Source organism: Marinirhabdus gelatinilytica (genome assembly GCF_003353425.1).
Lineage (GTDB): Bacteria > Bacteroidota > Bacteroidia > Flavobacteriales > Flavobacteriaceae > Marinirhabdus > Marinirhabdus gelatinilytica.
The window spans coordinates 216,050-233,590 of record NZ_QRAO01000001.1 but is presented as its reverse complement, the minus strand read 5'-3'; the positions used below and the strand labels follow the sequence as shown (position 1 = coordinate 233,590).

Annotated in this window: 17 protein-coding genes; 11 read left to right on the top strand and 6 right to left on the bottom strand. The window is 41.4% G+C overall.

The genetic code is table 11. The annotated features are described in order from the left end of the window. Positions 1-19: 19 nt before the first annotated feature. The gene (locus C8D94_RS00950) at positions 20-544 is read right to left on the bottom strand and encodes an RNA polymerase sigma factor (RefSeq protein WP_115122037.1); all 525 of its coding nucleotides are present in this window, start codon (positions 542-544) and stop codon (positions 20-22) included. A gap of 95 nt (positions 545-639) precedes the next feature. Here C8D94_RS00950 and C8D94_RS15400 point away from each other — a divergent pair, with 95 nt between their 5' ends. Then, positions 640-2,412: a hypothetical protein gene (locus C8D94_RS15400; RefSeq protein ID WP_211308892.1), complete on the top strand. Its 1,773-nt coding sequence runs from the start codon at positions 640-642 to the stop codon at positions 2,410-2,412. Between the two features lie 197 nt (positions 2,413-2,609). Continuing rightward, on the top strand, positions 2,610-3,098 hold the full coding sequence (locus C8D94_RS00940) for a hypothetical protein (protein ID WP_245946160.1): 489 nt from the start codon (positions 2,610-2,612) through the stop codon (positions 3,096-3,098). Positions 3,099-3,172: 74 nt separating this feature from the next. On the opposite strand, the gene C8D94_RS00935 is transcribed toward C8D94_RS00940, so the two are convergent. Next, positions 3,173-3,871 (bottom strand): T9SS type A sorting domain-containing protein, encoded by a 699-nt coding sequence (locus tag C8D94_RS00935; protein ID WP_115122036.1) that lies wholly within the window; start codon positions 3,869-3,871, stop codon positions 3,173-3,175. Between the two features lie 12 nt (positions 3,872-3,883). Continuing rightward, positions 3,884-4,585 carry a T9SS type A sorting domain-containing protein gene (locus C8D94_RS00930; RefSeq protein ID WP_115122035.1) on the bottom strand — a complete coding sequence of 234 codons (702 nt, stop codon included), beginning with the start codon at positions 4,583-4,585 and terminating at the stop codon, positions 3,884-3,886. A gap of 47 nt (positions 4,586-4,632) precedes the next feature. Between C8D94_RS00930 and C8D94_RS00925 the strand changes: the two genes are divergently transcribed. The 3 genes from C8D94_RS00925 to C8D94_RS00915 all read left to right on the top strand — a co-directional run bounded on the left by C8D94_RS00925 (position 4,633) and on the right by C8D94_RS00915 (position 7,339). Continuing rightward, on the top strand, positions 4,633-5,211 hold the full coding sequence (locus tag C8D94_RS00925) for a HupE/UreJ family protein (RefSeq protein ID WP_115122034.1): 579 nt from the start codon (positions 4,633-4,635) through the stop codon (positions 5,209-5,211). 88 nt (positions 5,212-5,299) lie between these two features. Next, on the top strand, positions 5,300-5,731 hold the full coding sequence (locus tag C8D94_RS00920; protein ID WP_115122033.1) for a deoxycytidylate deaminase: 432 nt from the start codon (positions 5,300-5,302) through the stop codon (positions 5,729-5,731). Between the two features lie 3 nt (positions 5,732-5,734). Then, positions 5,735-7,339 carry a S41 family peptidase gene (locus tag C8D94_RS00915; RefSeq protein WP_115122032.1) on the top strand — a complete coding sequence of 535 codons (1,605 nt, stop codon included), beginning with the start codon at positions 5,735-5,737 and terminating at the stop codon, positions 7,337-7,339. Positions 7,340-7,359: 20 nt separating this feature from the next. Here C8D94_RS00915 and C8D94_RS00910 read toward each other — a convergent pair whose 3' ends face one another. From C8D94_RS00910 to C8D94_RS00900, 3 genes are all read right to left on the bottom strand, one after another. Continuing rightward, positions 7,360-7,950, bottom strand: a complete 591-nt coding sequence (locus C8D94_RS00910) for a hypothetical protein (protein WP_115122031.1) — start codon at positions 7,948-7,950, stop codon at positions 7,360-7,362. 19 nt (positions 7,951-7,969) lie between these two features. Next, positions 7,970-8,164, bottom strand: coding sequence for a hypothetical protein (locus tag C8D94_RS00905; protein ID WP_115122030.1), 195 nt, complete (start codon positions 8,162-8,164; stop codon positions 7,970-7,972). A 163-nt stretch (positions 8,165-8,327) separates the two neighbouring features. Continuing rightward, complete coding sequence (locus C8D94_RS00900) at positions 8,328-8,909, bottom strand: MarC family protein (protein ID WP_115122029.1); 582 nt, start codon at positions 8,907-8,909, stop codon at positions 8,328-8,330. A 227-nt stretch (positions 8,910-9,136) separates the two neighbouring features. Between C8D94_RS00900 and C8D94_RS00895 the strand changes: the two genes are divergently transcribed. From C8D94_RS00895 to C8D94_RS00870, 6 genes are all read left to right on the top strand, one after another. Further along, a complete protein-coding gene (locus tag C8D94_RS00895) occupies positions 9,137-9,703 on the top strand; it encodes a DUF3109 family protein (RefSeq protein ID WP_115122028.1) in 567 nt (188 codons plus the stop codon). A 106-nt stretch (positions 9,704-9,809) separates the two neighbouring features. Beyond that, complete coding sequence (locus tag C8D94_RS00890; protein ID WP_115122027.1) at positions 9,810-10,409, top strand: hypothetical protein; 600 nt, start codon at positions 9,810-9,812, stop codon at positions 10,407-10,409. 353 nt (positions 10,410-10,762) lie between these two features. Then, complete coding sequence (locus tag C8D94_RS00885) at positions 10,763-12,514, top strand: T9SS type A sorting domain-containing protein (RefSeq protein ID WP_115122026.1); 1,752 nt, start codon at positions 10,763-10,765, stop codon at positions 12,512-12,514. A 446-nt stretch (positions 12,515-12,960) separates the two neighbouring features. Beyond that, positions 12,961-13,938, top strand: coding sequence for a ribonucleotide-diphosphate reductase subunit beta (locus tag C8D94_RS00880; RefSeq protein WP_115122025.1), 978 nt, complete (start codon positions 12,961-12,963; stop codon positions 13,936-13,938). A 127-nt stretch (positions 13,939-14,065) separates the two neighbouring features. Further along, positions 14,066-16,498 carry a ribonucleoside-diphosphate reductase subunit alpha gene (locus C8D94_RS00875; RefSeq protein ID WP_115122024.1) on the top strand — a complete coding sequence of 811 codons (2,433 nt, stop codon included), beginning with the start codon at positions 14,066-14,068 and terminating at the stop codon, positions 16,496-16,498. Between the two features lie 340 nt (positions 16,499-16,838). Then, a complete protein-coding gene (locus tag C8D94_RS00870) occupies positions 16,839-17,516 on the top strand; it encodes a hypothetical protein (protein WP_115122023.1) in 678 nt (225 codons plus the stop codon). Positions 17,517-17,541: the final 25 nt, after the last annotated feature.

Below are 17,541 nucleotides of genomic sequence, written 5' to 3'. Positions count from 1 at the left end.
TACCTTTAAAAACTCCTGACTATTTTAACTTGAAATTTTTCAGTTCGCTTTTAAGAGCATCAAAAGCACTGTAAATTCGGTATTCTACAACTTTTTGGGTCACATCCAAAAGCTCGGCTATTTCTCGATGTTTTTTCCCTTCTATCTTGCTCAAGGTGAAAGCAACACGTTGTTCTTCGGTTAAATTGCCCAACGCTGTTTGGTATTGTTGTAGGAATTCTTCCTGACGAAGTAAAAACTCTGGAGTTTCGTTTGTGTAGTTTTTTGGAGCTATTTTTTGATACTTCAAGACTACTTTTTGATGCTTCAGCTCATTCAGCACCTTATTGTTGGCCACTGTAAACAGAAACGATCTTGCCTTGGATGGGGCGACTTTTTTACATGCCTCCCAAAGGCTTACGAACGCCTCTTGCATCATGTCGTTAGCTTGTGTGCCCAACCCATACTTATAGTATAAAAAGTCATGCAGGCTGGTTGCATACTGCTCATAAAGCTTTGCAAAAACCGATTCCTGGCATACATTTTTGTGTAATTCTTTAGGCACTTAACTTAATTTTGAACAAAGCTACAAAGAAATTAAAACTCTTTTTCAGGATATTTACATTCACAGTTGTTTTATTAGCAGAGAACCCAAAAACTATGAGAATCCTACGATACAAATTTGTAATAGCATTATTGCTTACACTTACATTGTTTTCTTGCCGAAAGGAGGAAATGGAAATTATTGAACCACCTGAGGAAGAAGTGCTTGCCGGGACTGTAGCAAACCTGTTGTTACGAACGGCAACAAACGATGGGTCGTACGACAATATTTTGGACGGTGCTAGTTGTTTTAATATAAAACTGCCTGTTACCGTAATAGCAAATGGTGTTGAAGTAGTGATAGAGACCGAAGCCGATATAGCTATTGTAGAGGCTATTTTTGATGAGTTTGATGATGATATAGACACCTTGGAGATTCTATTCCCCATCACCATTATTTTACAAGATTACACAGAAGTCTTAATTACCAGCCAAGCGGAACTTGAAAACGCCGCGCTCCAGTGCCCTGGTGAAAATGTGACCGATGATGATATAGAATGTATTGATATAGTATACCCCATTACTGCTTCGGTTTTTAACCAAAACAATGAAATTATTGAAACCGTTGTGCTGAACAACGATCAGGAATTGTACAGTTTTCTTGAAAATCTAGACCCAAGTACAGTAGTTACTTTCGATTTTCCTATTACCCTAATCCTCTTTGATGGAACGACCATACAAGTAAATAATTTTACTGAATTGGCAACAGCAATAGCCGATGCCGAAGATATTTGTGACGAAGATGATAATAACGATCCTAACGATGATGATTGTAACAACTGTACACCACAGCAGCTCACCGATGTGCTAACAGGGTGCGAAGATTGGACAATTGATAAACTAGAACGGGATGATGAGGATCTTGAGGACGTGTATGTTGGGTACACCTTTAATTTTGATACCTCGGGGAATTTAGTGGCAACAACCAACGGAAGCACATTTAATGGAACTTGGTCTGCTTCAGGAACAGGAAACGATATTGAAGTGGTCATTAATATTCCAGGTTTACCTGATGTGAACGATACTTGGAACCTCCACGAAATTGAGCAAGCACCTGGAGAAAGCAAAGTAGATCTGCGTTTGGGCGATGACCGCCTACGTTTTGAGAGTGATTGTACTACTGGCGGTGGCGGAATAAATGATGCTGCTCTAGTAAACGCCCTTACCATGGGAGATTGGTATATAACCTACTTTTTTGATGATGTAGATGAAACCGCAACCTATGCAGATTATACCTTCAACTTCGCTAGCGACAACACCGCTACTGCTACAGATACCAATGGAACCACCAACGGAACCTGGTCTACAGGAGCTGGAGATGAGACCGAGCTTGAACTCAACCTAAACTTTGGCGTTACGGTGCCTTTGGACGAATTGGCCGACGATTGGGACGTATTAGAAGTGACCAATGATATCATTCGCTTAAAAGATATAAGCGGCGGGAATGGCTCTGAGAGTTTCCTGACCTTTGAGAGAACGCCTTTCACCGGAGGCGGAGGTACAGATTTAGAAACCATCCTTCCAGAAGGCATATGGTTCGTAGAAACCTATACTGACGATGGTGACGACCAAACGGCAACCTACGCCGGCTATACACTAGACTGGAATAGTGCCGGTACCGTAGTGGCTACCAATGGGGCTAATACCAATAACGGGACATGGCAAGTATTAGCTGGAGGCGATGAACTGCTACTCAATTTCAGCGGTACTCCCTTTAACGAATTTAATGACGAATGGGATGTGCTTATGGTATCTGCTACTCGGGTAGAATTACAAGATGTGAGTGGCGGAGGCGGTGGCACCGATGTGCTCATTTTTGAAAAACAATAAAAAGATACATAAGCTTTTGGTTGGTGTAATAGGCCAGTCTCAAAACAGTGCTAAGCAACACGTGTAAATCCGTGCAGAGACCCAATTGTCCCCACAAGTTGGAGAGCAGGTAACTATGAAAGAGAAATGTTGCATCAATAAAAACTGTAGAGGCTGGCTACCACCCAAGATTTCAACAACTATTAATTTTTAAAACTATGAAAAGAATGAAAAAAATTGCAGTATTGGTAACCATAGCACTTGTTGCTTTTTCCTGTTCAAAAGACGATGGCAACAATGACGATACCAATAACCAAAACAGTGCAGACCAAATTAGGCAAATAGCAACCGATGGTACGTGGCGCATCTCCTACTTTTTTGATACCGATGAGGACGAAACTTCAAATTTTAACGGGTATACATTTACCTTTGGCGAAAACGGCATTGTAACCGCAACCAACGGGTCTACTACGGTAACAGGAGATTGGTCGATACTGGATGACAATAGCAACTCGTCTAGCGACGACGATGGAAACTCGAGCGACGATGACGATTTCAATATCTTTTTCCCTGTGCCGGAAGACAACGATTTTGAAGATTTGAACGACGATTGGGATGTTATCTCCGTAACCGCAAACAAAATTGAATTAACCGACGTAAGCGGAGGTAACGGAGGGACAGACTTCCTCACCTTTGAAAAGTTATAGCCTACGTAGTTTCCCTATCTTAAAGCTTCAGTTTTATGCTGGAGCTTTTTTATATAAATGTTTTGTTATAAGAATTAAAGAATTATAAATTTTTTTAAAAGAGTATTTTCTTTGGAAAGAACTTTTAAGAAATAGACTCCTGATGTGAGCGTTGACACGTCAATACTTGATTTTCTTCCAGTTTCTTGAATCAATGTCTGCCCCGAAGCATTTAAAATTACAAAACTGTCAATTAGATCTTCTGCATTTGAAAAAATTAAAAGTTGTTTTAAATTTTGATTAACGACAATTTTGAAGATTTTTGAGTTAAACTTTTCTGTATTTAATATTTCTAACGGCGAGTCTCGATATTGGTACAATTTATTATTTCCAAAATCAATCTCTACATATTCGAAATTGTCATCCCAAAGGCGGATTACACTAATCTCATCACCTATTGCATTGTTAAAATAAGAGAAATAGTCATCCTCAAAAACAAGGTGAGATGGATGTTCACATATAGTATTTGTATGTGTGAATGATGTTAAGGTATAATTGAAAGTTGTAGGATTATATGATACCGTGCCAATAAACGTATTACACGCTGCTGTGCCAGTGAAATTAGTGTTTGCGTCTATTTCAATAGTTGAAGTTATATAGGGGTCTACAAAAGTAAGCGGCCTTACATTTCCATTTGAATCTAGATAATGAGTAAGATACCAAAAACCTTGACTTTGCGAAAATAGAGTAGAGCAAAAAAAGGTTGCAAAAACAAAATGTAATAATTTTTTCATGAGCTCTATATTTTACCTTTTTACAAATTTTTGTGTCGACACGCGGTCCCCTTGGTACACCTTCATGAAATATAGTCCCGTGGGCAATGTCGAGATATCCAGTGACGGTGTCGGGTTGTTTTGAGAGTGCAATAGCTTGCCCGTTGTCGTGTATATTTCAAGCTTGTTTAAGGGCAAATCTGTTTCTATATATATCTGGTCGTTGGCAGGGTTGGGATACATAAGTATTGGTATAGCTTGTACACTGTGTATTCCTAAAACAGAATTTTGATAATAAGCAACGTCTCCATTTTGCACAGTTACTGTCATACGCATTCCGCCAATCCCTTCATCCACAATTTCATATACATACGGTTCGCCTATGTCATTCGAGAAATAAAATTGAAAGTATTGCAACTCAAAAGGGGTATTTGTAGGATCGTCACAACCCCCTAGTGATTGATATAATTCTGAAAAAGAAAAAGAATCTCCACCGCTAAACTCAGGAACACCATTGAGTACATTGCAAACGAATGACCAAAAATTAAGTCCTGTGCCAGAATCTTCAAAAAACAATAGAACATTGGGCAGTTCTTCGTTTACGGGAGGAACTATTTCTTCACCTGAAACTACTATCTTTTCGAGGTGCCATTGGTTATTGATTAAATCTGGATCTAGCCCAAAGCTTTTTGAAAAGAAAAGTAGTGAAACAAGTAAAAGTAAAGTTCTCCCCATAACCGTAATTTTTTTGAAATACCCTTAAATTTACAAAAAAAACGAATATGTCCGATTTTTGGCTCTACGTAACCCTTGGTTTTGAACACGTTTTGGATTGGAACGGGTACGACCATACACTTTTCATCGTAGCCCTTTGTGCCACCCACACTTTTAAAACCTGGCGAAAGATGGTGCTGCACGTTACCATGTTCACCTTGGGCCATAGCGTGAGCCTCGCCCTGGCAAGCTACAATGTACTCTCTGTAGACAGCGGGTGGATAGAATTTTTAATTCCCGCAACCATTTTGGTAACCGCTTTGGTGTCCATAAGTAATGCCCTTAAGGGGACATTGGTTAGGACAGGGGTGGTGTTCAGCCTGCTTACTTTTTTCTTCGGAATAATCCACGGCTTTGGCTTTGCGGGTTATTTCAATATGATAAATGATGGAAATATCCTTGCACACCTGCTGGAATTTGCATTGGGCATTGAGCTGGCACAGGTAATCATTGCACTAGCGGTAGTAGTTTTTGGGTACATTTTTCAGCGTACCTTTAAACTGAAACAGAAGTATTGGGTTATCGCAGTTTCAATATTGGTGATGGTGCTCGCCACCCCCATGCTTATCGAAAATCGGAATTTTTAACGCATTGCTGTAACTTTCAGTAAGATTTAACAACCAATCTTTTATCAGCTAATTAGTTCCCGTTACTTTAGCATTTTCAACTACTTTTATGAAGGAAAGCAAACAAAGACAGTACGACATTGCGTACTTACGCATGGCATACGAGTGGAGCAAGCTCTCTTATTGCAAGCGCAGGCAAGTTGGCGCGCTTATTGTTAAAGATAAAATGATAATAAGTGATGGGTACAACGGTACACCCAGCGGTTTCGAAAATATTTGTGAAGACGAAGAGGGCTACACCAAGTGGTACGTCCTGCATGCCGAGGCAAATGCTATCTTAAAGGTGGCATCCTCCACACAATCCTGCAAAGGGGCCACTTTGTATATCACCATGTCGCCCTGCCAGCAATGCAGTAAATTGATACACCAGGCAGGTATAAAAAGATTGGTGTACCACCACGAATACAAAGACAACTCTGGTGTAAAATTTTTAAAGAAAGCTGGCGTTACAATAACACACCTTTCAGAATTGAATCTATAAAAGATGCGCATTAACAAAAACTACCTTCCCCTGCTTTTTGGGATCGCAATAGCGATGGGGGTAGTTATTGGCTCAAAACTGAATTTTGAAGACACTACCGAGAAAATATTTGCCACCAACAGTAAAAAAGACAAACTTAACCGCCTTATAGATTATATAGACTACGAGTACGTAGACCAAGTGAACACCGATAGCATTGTAGATGTTACCGTAAACGGAATTTTGGAAAACTTGGACCCGCACTCGGTGTACATTCCGGTTGATGCCTACGAAAAAAATGCCGAGGATATGCGTGGTAATTTTGTAGGTATAGGCATAAGCTTTTACCCTTATAACGATACCATTGCCGTGATACGCGCTTTGGAAGATGGCCCTGCAGACCGTGTGGGCATTCGTGGTGGCGACCGTATCTTGTACGCAGATGACAGGCCTTTGTTTGGTGAGGATTTTAATAGGGATAGTATTTCAGCATACCTAAAAGGCGAAAAGAACAGTAGGGTTACGCTCAAGGTGTACCGAAAAGGCGAAAAAGACCTGCTTACCTTTAAGGTGAAACGAAAGGATGTCCCCTTGGTAAGTGTAGATGCTTCCTATAGGTTGGCCGATGATGTGGGCTACATTAAAATAAACCGATTCGCCGAAACTACTAGCGAAGAATTTGATGATGCCTTGGAAAAATTGACCAATCAAGGAATCTCCAGATTGGTGCTGGACCTACGCGACAATCCTGGCGGCTACATTTACACAGCCGAAGAAATCCTGGATGAGTTCTTGGGTAAAGACAAGCTACTGCTCATAACCCGAAACAAAAAAGGCGAGGAAACCAAGAGCTATGCCACTAGAAGAGGCGATTTTGAGGACGGAAAGATTTATGTGCTCATAAACGAAAACTCCGCTTCGGCCAGCGAAATAGTTGCCGGAGCTTTACAGGACAATGACAAGGGAACCATTATTGGGCGCCGTTCTTTTGGAAAAGGGCTCGTACAGCGCGAGATGGCCTTGGGAGACGGTAGTGCCGTGCGATTGACCATTGCTCGCTACTACACCCCCACGGGACGCTCCATCCAAAAGCCCTACGGAAACGGTAACGAAGCCTACTATAGCGACTACGAAAAACGATACCGTAACGGCGAACTACTTAGTGCCGATAGCATACAAGTGGCAGATTCCCTCAAATACGTTACGCCCAAAGGTAAAGTGGTGTATGGTGGTGGTGGCATTATCCCAGATGTATTCGTACCCAAGGATACCAGTATAGCCAACGAGACGCTTCAGTTTGTGTCCAGGAGTGGGTATATGGGCTATTTTGTGTTCGAGTTCTTGGAAGAGAACAGGGATTTTTTCAAGAATGCTTCTTTCGAGGAATTTAACCGAAGCTACGAGGTGGATGATGAACTGGCCCAAGATTTTGTTGAATACGCCCGTTTGGGGGAAGCAAGGATAGATTTAAGTGCCTATTCAGAAGACCTTAAAAAAGCTATTAAAGCAAACATAGCACAGCAATTGTATGGCCCTAATGCCTTCGAGATTATCTTGAACCAAGGCGATCCTATGCTTCAAAAAGTACTGGAGTTGGAAGGGTTGCTTATTTCAGAAGAAGGGGAGTAATGTACAGCTGTATTAATCTCTTAATTGCCCGGACGCATTATAATCCTGTTTATCTCGTAATCCTGCAACAAACTCTCGTACTCTTCTTGGTCAATTATTTTATTTGCAAGCAACCACTTTAAATTGGCCTCGAACTCATACTTTTCCAGTGTAAAGTTTATTGCAATTTCTTTCCTTTTTTCATTTGCTGAAGCAATAAGGGAGTTAGCAAAATCCAGAACGATCTTTTGGTTTGGTTGTTTTCTGAACAGGCGTATTGTTTTATTCCCGCCGGCAATTATCAAATCGTCCGTATGGGGCTTAAAATACCCGAAGAGGGCAAGGGCCGTGAACACAATGCCGCCCACTACCATGGAGCCTTTATCGTCTGGCGGGGCATAAAAATAATATATGGTGCAACTCAGCGCGATTGCGATGAAAATGACAAGGGTTATTTTGCCAGGGAGGGTATTGTCTTGCTCATACTGTATTTTGTTACCTATGTCTAGAAGTTCAATTTGAAACTTTTGCTGTTTCTTTAAGTCTTTATGGTGCACATCAACAACCCCTTCTTCTTGATGGATAGTGTATGAGCGTTTTTCAAAGCCATGCTTTTGTGTAAAGGTTTTCATAAACTCCACCCAATCAAAATCACTTCATCTTTTTTTTTATTGTTCTAGAGGCTATCAATATCCAGAGCAATACGATAACACAGGCGGCTGCCAGCACACAAATCACCGCCACGGTACTGTCACCTTCCAGCGGTGCTTCAAAATCTATTTTGGTAGTGTTATACACGAGCAGTCCAGCTGCCAACGCCATAAGGATGTAAATAAAGATTTTCATAGGTATAAGCTTTATTTTTTAATAGTGATGTAGTCTTTTTTTAGCTAATTGAAAACTATTTGCTCGACTAGTGTTACTTGGGTAATCGAGGTTGCCGTTTGATTTTGAGGCAAAAGTAACACGGAAATTGAGTATAGTCAAACCACAAAGTTGTATCGGGGTATTAGTTGAACAATTCCTGAATGTTCGATGTGAACAGCTTTACGGCAATTGCCAATAGGATAACCCCAAAAATCTTTTCTATGATCGCAATTCCGTTTTTCCCCAGGAAACGCTGTAAGCTCCCAGAAGTTCTTAGCACAATAAACACTACAATTACATTAATGATAATGGCAACGATGATATTCTGTAGTTCAAATTCGGCACGTAGGGAAAGCAGCGATGTCAAACTACCCGGCCCTGCTACAATGGGGAAAGCAATGGGGAACACCGTGGCCATTTCCAGGTTGGTGTCGTTCTGTTTAAACAGTTTTATACCAAGGATCATCTCCAGCGCAATAAAAAATAGGATAAAGGCACCCGCTACGGCAAATTCATAAACGTTTATGCCTATGAGTTTCAGGATCTCCTCACCAATGAACAAGAACACAGTAAGTACGATAGCCGCGATAATAGAGGCACGTCCGCTCTTTATGGTGCCAGATTTCTCCTTGAGCGAAATGATAATTGGTATGCTCCCAATAATATCGATTACCGCAAAAAGTACCATGGTGGCCGTTGCTATTTCCTTAAAATTGAAGTCCATACGAATCCGTCAAGCACGGGTTTTTATAAGTTGTTTCAGTTTGCAAAATTAGTCTTTTTAGTAGAGTGTCTAAAGTTATAGGTACTTAAAGTGTGTTAAAGGTTGTTTTATTTTTGGAATTGGGGCGAACATTGCTCTAACCCCCCCCCCTTTAAGGGGTAATTTCATTTCAGATTCATTTTCAGCTTCGATTTCGATTTCGATTTCAAAAAGCATAGCTTTGCAGCATGTTTCAACTAGGTAAAACAATAGTTTCAGAAGATGTCCTCGAGAAGGAATTTGTGTGCAACCTTGGCGCATGTAAAGGAGCTTGCTGTATAGAGGGAGAGGCTGGGGCCCCTGTAACCCAGGAAGAAGTGGTTACCCTCAAGGAAATTTATCCAAAAGTGAAGCCCTTTCTCCGTCCTGAGGGAATTGCTGCAATAGAAGCGCAGGGAACACACATAGTCTCACCAAAGGACGAACTTGAAACACCTCTTGTAAACGGTGCCGAATGTGCCTACGTTACATTTACCGAAAATGGTACCGCCAGTTGTGGTATAGAGGATGCCTACAACGCTGGAGAGGTAACTTTCAAGAAACCCATTTCCTGCCATCTATATCCCGTTCGAGTACAGGATTATAGTGAGTTTGCAGCAGTGAACTACCACAAATGGCCTATATGTAACGATGCTTGTACCTTGGGTAAAGAACTCCAAGTCCCTGTGTACAAATTTGTAAAAGACGCCCTGGTGCGCAGGTTTGGCGAACATTGGTATGCCGAATTGGAAAAGGTGGCGCAGCACATCCAGTAACTACACGACAAATCACTACTATGAATGAAATTACCCATTTGGGTAGATTTCATGTATTTGATATTTAGTATATTAGCTGTAAATAGTAACCAAAATATATTTTACAATGAAAAAATTACTGACCCTTTCTTTAGTACTTGCAACTCTTTTTGCCTGCGAGAATCCCGTTTCCAAAAAAATAAAGGAAGCCAAAGATGGAGTCTCCAATACCGTGAAGGCTACTAAAGAGCTCAACAAAATGGGCGATGATATAAAAGAACTGCAATCCGTAGAGCCCCTTACCAATGAAGAAATGAAAGAGTGGCTTCCAGATGAGATTAATGGAATGAAACGTACTGGCTACAAGGCAGGACAAACCGCATACATTAAAATAGCTAGTATTGAGGGCACCTATAGCAACGAGGACAAAAGCAAGACTTTTAAAGTGAACGTTTTGGATGGTGCGGGCGAGATGGGCGCATCTGCCACCGCAGGGATACGTATGATGCTGTCTATGGATATGGAAGAAGAAGACGAGAACAAGACCAAGCGAACCGTAAAAAAAGGCGACATTAAAGCTATTGAAGAATACAGAAAGAACAACAATAGGACCAACATACAGTTAATGTATGGCAAAAGATTTTACATACAGGCCAATGGCAGCAATATGGATGTAGATGAAACCTGGGACGCCATTGACGATCTGGATCTTGACGATCTGGGATAGCCACAACGACACCCCTTTTTATAACCAAACCGAAAGTTAAACGCTTTCGGTTTTTTTGTGTTGTTACATTTGTTGTATTGTTTGGCACATATATCTCATCCCCCCTCCACTATCGCTATTACTTTTAGCATGTTCATTGAGTAGGATAGCGCTCTAATCTAAGCTTGTTTTTAAAAGTGAGGGTGTTTTAACCCTTTGGAAAACAGCTGTTCCACCTGGTTTTTTGGAGTGAAAACCTTCGATTTAAAATATTGTGCCACCCTACTTTTGAACCCACAATGCAGCTTACTGGGGCGCAACCCGAAAAGCCCAACAAAGAGTAGGGACATTTAAAACATAAATTTTTAGAAATCATGAAAAAATTAATTACATTATCATTGTGCTTGTTAGGCGTTTTGGCCACGACAGCACAACAAGTAAATGCAGATGCTGCTGGCCAAACCATACAAATCCCGGCACGTACAGCTCACTTAGAAAACCTATTTGAGCAAGAACGCTATTTGGCTGAGAACGGTACGGCCCAACAAATTGAGGCAAACAGGCTTGCCATAAAGGATGGCTGGACCGCTGTAGACCCAGAAATTGGTGCCCTGTACAAACCTACAAATGCCCCTAAATACGAAAGACTGGGAGAAGGGCCAACACCTTATGTGGCCAGTGAAACTATAGAGCGCCCTGAGCCTCTTTTGCCAACCAGGGATTGGGGAGATGATATCTTGATTCGAGATGATTTTGTGGATGGACTGGATATGACGGCTACCCTAAACACAGGCGATCTGTACATAGGTATGTACGAAAATGAGTTAGACTTTGGAGGGACTTCAGATAAGATATATATCTATAGATCTACCGATGATGGCCTTACATGGTCACTGTTCGATACACAAGAAGCTTTCGATCCCATTCGTAAGATACAGCTCCTTTCACTCGATGGTACGGGAGACCAATATATATTGGCGTTCCTTATGTTCGATAACGGATTGTTTCAAGTTGGTAGATGGGATATGGCTACAGCAGCCTTTACTTTCGACTCGGTGGCGAGCGATGTGGCAGATTTTGCCGTGGACAGAAATTTCCCAACCGATACCGCTAGTATGCGTGCATTGGCAACCTATTTGAAAGACGGATTTTGCCCCACGGAAGTGTTTTCAGCAAGAAGTACCGCAGGCGAATATGGATTTAACTGGGTAGATGAGGTGTCTGTAGATGGAGTTTGTGGCGACCAAGTAGACTTTGCTTACGCTAGGGCCGGAGACGCTTTTGTAACCTATACAGGAGGTGTTACAGGAAATTTATATGTAAACTCAAACGAGGTATTTAACGATCCTACCGCTTGGAATCCTCGCGAAACATTGGAGATGGGTAACGTAAGGGAAACCTTAAACCCAACCGTTAGGGCAGCAAGGTTGTCCATAGCAGATGGTGAGAAAGTAGTAGTGTGGGCCAGCGATAGGGCAGATGGCTCTACAGGAAACTTTAGTGGTGTAGGCTACTTAAAAGAAAGTGGCGGTGCATTCAGTGTGTTCTCAAATTTTTCTTCTGGCGGTTCCAATTGGAACATTGCGCATACCGATGGTTGGATACGGAGAGAAGTAGGCGTTGAAGATATACGGTTTACGTATGTTAGGGATAATATTGATAATTCTGAAAACAGCGTGAACAGGCACCTAAATTTCAACGGTGCCAATTTCGATACTTTTGAACCAGTGGCAGATACAACTGTAGATGTGTTTGATGGATTCCCTTCGGTCGTGGCCGAAACGGCAGACCAAGAACCCTGTATGGCCTTTGCCGGTACCAACAGTGGTTTTGGCTATGGACTGTTTTTTGACACTCGTGCGGAGGTATTGACCGTAGCTCAAAACACTATTATCGGTCTTACATATTTTCCCAACCCAACAAGCAATATACTTAACGTACAGGCCAGCACACCGTTGGATAGCGTAGAGATATACGGCATAACGGGAGCAAAGGTTCTCACGATGCACAACAACGACAACGCCAATGCTATTTCGGTGAACACTAGCAATTTGGCCTCGGGCGTTTATGTGCTCAAGGTCATAGCAGGATCGCAAGTTGGAACCTATAAAGTAGTAAAACAGTAGTTAATCCTTTTTCATAATAATTGCTGAAAGTGGATCGGGGAGTAATTCCCGGTCCGCTTTTTTAATTTTTTAGCGTAAGAAAAAACCTCAATCTGCTTTTCTGAAACTTTTTTTTCAAAATTTTCAACCTTAAAATTTGTTGAAAATTACTGTTGATAATTTCAACCCAAAAACCGTATCCAGACACTATTCTATATACCCCCTCGAGGGTTTTTAACGGCCAAATCCAATTTTGTTGATAACCGTTTTTTAAAATTATAATAAATTGAAAATCAATTGTTTAAGACATATAATTAACAAAACAATAAGAACAGCCGTAAAACCGTGATGTTGAAAACTTTGTTGAAAACCATGATCGCATTCCTCAGTTTTTGGAAGCATTTTTTTCCATATTTGTTAGTCCCTAGTAACGGGAAAATTTTCCAAATTTTAAAAACGAAAGGACAATGAGCGCAGTAGAACCCATTTTACAAGAGAATAAAGACAGATTTGTAATCTTCCCAATTCAGCACCATGACATTTGGGACTGGTACAAGAAATCGGAAGCCAGTTTTTGGACGGCCGAAGAGATAGACCTGCACCAAGATCTTACAGACTGGAAAGATAAGTTGAGTGACGACGAACGTTATTTCATTAAACATATTCTTGCGTTTTTTGCTGCCAGCGACGGTATCGTAAACGAGAACCTGGCCGAGAACTTTGTGAACGAAGTACAGTATTCCGAAGCAAAATTCTTCTATGGTTTCCAGATCATGATGGAGAACATCCACAGCGAGACCTATTCGCTCCTTATCGACACCTACGTGAAGGACGAAGCCGAAAAAGATAAACTCTTTAACGCCATAGAAAACTTCCCGGCCATCAAGAAAAAAGCAGACTGGGCGCTGAAATGGATAGACAGCCCAAGCTTTGCAGAGCGCTTGATCGCTTTTGCAGCGGTAGAGGGAATCTTCTTTTCTGGAGCATTCTGTTCTATCTTTTGGTTAAAGAAAAGAGGCCTGATGCCAGGACTTACCTTCTCCAACGAGTTGATCTCCCGTGACGAAGGCGTGCACTGCGACTTTGCCGTACACCTGCACAACCACCATTTGGTGAACAAAGTACCTAAAGAGCGCATTCGTGAAATTATAGTAGATGCCCTAAATATCGAGAGAGAGTTTATCACAGAGTCCCTCCCGGTAAGTTTAATAGGGATGAACGCTAAACTCATGACCCAATACCTCGAGTTTGTTACCGATAGACTCTTGGTAGAACTGGAATGCGAGAAAGAATATAACGCCACAAATCCATTCGACTTTATGGATATGATTTCCCTACAAGGAAAGACCAACTTCTTCGAGAAGCGTGTTTCTGAGTATCAAAAAGCAGGCGTGACAAACAAAGACAAAGAAAGTAACAAGATTAGTTTCGACGCAGATTTTTAGAAAGGTCCCGCTTGCTCCCCAACAAGCGGCTTTTCGACATTAATATGCTGATAATGTGTGTTCTATAAAACACGCACAAGCACCCTTTTTCAGAATAAACAATAAGAAACCCTAAAAAGCAAGAACAATGAATGTAGTAAAAAGAGACGGCCGCAAAGAGCCCATTATGTTTGATAAGATTACCTCTCGGGTACGTAAACTGTGTTACGGCCTCAACGAACTCGTAGACCCCGTAAAGGTGGCCATGAGAGTGATAGAAGGATTGTACGACGGCGTAACAACCAGCGAATTGGACAATCTGGCCGCAGAGATCGCCGCCACTATGACCACCTCACATCCGGACTATGCCCGTCTTGCCGCACGTATCTCCGTCTCTAACCTACATAAAAATACAAAGAAGTCATTCTCTGAGGTAATGACAGACCTGTACGAATATGTAAACCCACGTACCGGAAAAAAAGCACCTTTGTTGAGTGATGAGGTGTACAAAGTAATAAAGGAGAATGCGGACGAGCTGGATTCTACCATTATCTACAATCGAGATTTTGGGTATGATTATTTTGGTTTCAAAACCTTGGAACGTTCTTATTTGCTGAAATTGAACGGACAAATAGCCGAGCGTCCACAACACATGCTCATGCGTGTTTCCATAGGGATTCACATGAACGATCTCGCTGCGGCAAAAGAAACCTATGAGCTTATGTCCAAAAAGTACTTTACACACGCAACGCCTACATTGTTCAACAGTGGGACGCCAAAACCACAAATGTCCTCATGTTTCTTGCTTACCATGAAGGACGACAGTATTGACGGTATCTACGACACGCTGAAACAAACGGCTAAAATTTCACAATCTGCTGGGGGAATCGGGTTGTCTATCCACAACATTCGCGCAACGGGGTCTTACATTGCCGGAACCAACGGTACTTCCAACGGTATCGTACCTATGCTCCGTGTGTTCAACGATACGGCAAGGTATGTAGACCAAGGGGGTGGAAAACGTAAAGGGTCCTTTGCTATTTATATGGAAACTTGGCACGCCGATATCATGGATTTCCTCGATTTGAAGAAAAACCACGGTAAGGAGGAAATGCGTGCCCGAGATCTCTTCTACGCTATGTGGATCTCAGATTTGTTCATGGAACGCGTACAGGAAGACGGGGAATGGACCTTGATGTGCCCTAACGAATGTCCTGGGCTGTGCGATGTGCATTCTGAAGAGTTTGAGGCACTATACACAAAATACGAAGCTGAAGGCAAAGGAAGAAAGACCATCAAGGCTCGTGAATTGTGGGAGAAAATTTTAGAATCCCAAATTGAAACGGGAACGCCTTACATGTTGTACAAAGATGCGGCAAACCGTAAGAGCAACCAGAAAAATCTGGGAACCATCCGTTCGTCCAATCTCTGTACCGAGATTATGGAATATACCTCACCAGATGAGGTAGCGGTATGTAACCTTGCTTCCATTGCGTTGCCCATGTTTATTAAGAATGGAGAGTTTGACCATAAAGAACTCTTCAAGGTAACAAAGCGGGTGACCAAAAACCTGAACAAGGTGATAGATAGAAACTATTACCCTGTAAAAGAAGCCGAAAACAGTAACATGCGCCACCGCCCCATTGGTTTGGGAATTCAGGGATTGGCCGATACGTTCATTAAGCTACGGTTGCCGTTTACCAGCGACGAGGCCAAAAAACTGAACCAAGAGATTTTTGAAACGCTCTATTTCGCAGCAGTTACTGCCTCTATGGAAGAAGCCAAACAAGATGGCCCTTACGAGAGCTACAAAGGGTCTCCAATTTCAGAAGGCATGTTCCAGCACAATCTCTGGAACATAAAAGATGAAGAATTGAGCGGCCGTTGGGACTGGGCAAAATTACGTAAGGACGTAAAAAAGAATGGAGTACGAAACTCCCTGTTGGTAGCACCTATGCCTACTGCTTCTACCTCTCAAATCCTTGGGAACAACGAAGCCTTTGAACCCTACACCTCTAACATTTACACCAGGCGTGTACTTTCTGGTGAGTTCATTGTAGTGAACAAGCACCTGTTGGAAGACCTGGTAGAATTAGGCCTATGGAACGACGACCTAAAAGAGGAAATTATGCGTGCCAACGGTTCTATCCAAGGTGTGGAGGCCATACCACAGGATTTGAAAGAACTGTACAGAACCGTTTGGGAGTTGAGTATGAAGGACATTATTGATATGTCCCGCCACAGAGGCTACTTTATAGACCAATCACAATCGCTCAACCTGTTTATGGAAAATGCGAATATGGCAAAGTTGACCTCTATGCACTTTTACGCATGGAAGAGCGGCCTAAAAACAGGAATGTACTACCTGCGTACCAAGAGCGCTGTAGATGCGATTAAGTTTACGCTCAAGAACAACAAAAAAGAACAACCTGTACCTGCAACCGAAGCTGCTACGGCAACGGTTACGGCAACCAAGGCTGTAAACGACAAGCCACTCACGGCAAAAGAACTGCGCGATCTCATGGAACAATCCAAGAACGCGGCCGAGAATGACGAAGATTGCTTGATGTGCGGATCGTAAAATTTCGAAGGTGTTAATACAAATGTGGCTCTATTTGAAGAGCCACATTTATTATGAGATAAGAATAAACAGGAATTTATATAAGAGTAAAAGCTAATAATAGAGAATAAAAAAAGGGACGTTTTGCAGAACATCCCTCGTTTTGTAAAAGTTTATGGATTAGTATCCCCATTAAACAACAAATATGAAAGATTGAAGTAATTTCTATCTCCATTTTGCTATTTCAAAAGTAGCTAAATGAATCTTTCTTAACAAGACAAAATGTTCTGTATTTTTTAATATAGTGAACAAGTAATTAACAACACTTATTCACAATTTTTAATAACAAAATATCAGTAAAATGAAAGATATTAAAATTTCAGCTAATCAGTTAGCTACATTCCCTGAGGGATCTGATGCAAGGAAAAGACGAATAATACTTCAACAAAAAAAACCAAATCCAATTATTGTAGCACGATATTCTATGGCACGTTCGAGAATTAAAAAAAGTTATTCGAATTCTGGAGAATTGGCTCCAATACTTGAAGGGATAAAAGAGTTGAAGAAAAAGGTGCCAGATACAGATTGGAAGCGAAATGACAAATTGGTATCGATTGAGGCTCTAACAAGGTTTCTCAGGATGAAGCTACCAGATTTTCTAGAAGATTATTCTTACGAAATAGTTAAGAGACCAAAAATCACCTCAATTAGCATTGAAGGAGTAAGAGTTATAGTGTCACCAGATATTATAGTTCGTGTAAAAATTGACGGAAGAATTTATTTGGGGGCGTTAAAAATAAGAATTGCTAAAAGCACATCTTTTACCACTAAGCAGTCTCGAAGAATAGCCACACTACTTTATAAATATTTAGATGAGATTGTCGCCAAGGAGGGTGAAATTGTAACGAAAGAAATGTGTGTTATGGTAGACGTATTTCAAAATACAAATATAATAGCTCCGAAACGCACATCCAAAATGATGAGTGAGTTGGAAGAAAGTTGCAAAGAAATCAAAACCCTTTGGAGTACCGTAGCTTAAATAGTTTTTATAAGCAATATTGGAA

Bases quoted from the DNA above. Each gene is read 5' to 3' on its own strand.
- C8D94_RS00920 (WP_115122033.1), top strand. From the start codon at position 5,300: ATGAAGGAAAGCAAACAAAGACAGTACGACATTGCGTACTTACGCATG.
- C8D94_RS00880 (WP_115122025.1), top strand. From the start codon at position 12,961: ATGAGCGCAGTAGAACCCATTTTACAAGAGAATAAAGACAGATTTGTA.
- C8D94_RS15400 (WP_211308892.1), top strand. From the start codon at position 640: ATGAGAATCCTACGATACAAATTTGTAATAGCATTATTGCTTACACTT.
- C8D94_RS00930 (WP_115122035.1), bottom strand. From the start codon at position 4,585: ATGGGGAGAACTTTACTTTTACTTGTTTCACTACTTTTCTTTTCAAAA.
- C8D94_RS00925 (WP_115122034.1), top strand. From the start codon at position 4,633: ATGTCCGATTTTTGGCTCTACGTAACCCTTGGTTTTGAACACGTTTTG.
- C8D94_RS00940 (WP_245946160.1), top strand. From the start codon at position 2,610: ATGAAAAGAATGAAAAAAATTGCAGTATTGGTAACCATAGCACTTGTT.
- C8D94_RS00935 (WP_115122036.1), bottom strand. From the start codon at position 3,871: ATGAAAAAATTATTACATTTTGTTTTTGCAACCTTTTTTTGCTCTACT.
- C8D94_RS00905 (WP_115122030.1), bottom strand. From the start codon at position 8,164: ATGAAAATCTTTATTTACATCCTTATGGCGTTGGCAGCTGGACTGCTC.
- C8D94_RS00890 (WP_115122027.1), top strand. From the start codon at position 9,810: ATGAAAAAATTACTGACCCTTTCTTTAGTACTTGCAACTCTTTTTGCC.
- C8D94_RS00895 (WP_115122028.1), top strand. From the start codon at position 9,137: ATGTTTCAACTAGGTAAAACAATAGTTTCAGAAGATGTCCTCGAGAAG.
- C8D94_RS00900 (WP_115122029.1), bottom strand. From the start codon at position 8,909: ATGGACTTCAATTTTAAGGAAATAGCAACGGCCACCATGGTACTTTTT.
- C8D94_RS00915 (WP_115122032.1), top strand. From the start codon at position 5,735: ATGCGCATTAACAAAAACTACCTTCCCCTGCTTTTTGGGATCGCAATA.
- C8D94_RS00885 (WP_115122026.1), top strand. From the start codon at position 10,763: ATGAAAAAATTAATTACATTATCATTGTGCTTGTTAGGCGTTTTGGCC.
- C8D94_RS00875 (WP_115122024.1), top strand. From the start codon at position 14,066: ATGAATGTAGTAAAAAGAGACGGCCGCAAAGAGCCCATTATGTTTGAT.
- C8D94_RS00870 (WP_115122023.1), top strand. From the start codon at position 16,839: ATGAAAGATATTAAAATTTCAGCTAATCAGTTAGCTACATTCCCTGAG.
- C8D94_RS00910 (WP_115122031.1), bottom strand. From the start codon at position 7,950: ATGAAAACCTTTACACAAAAGCATGGCTTTGAAAAACGCTCATACACT.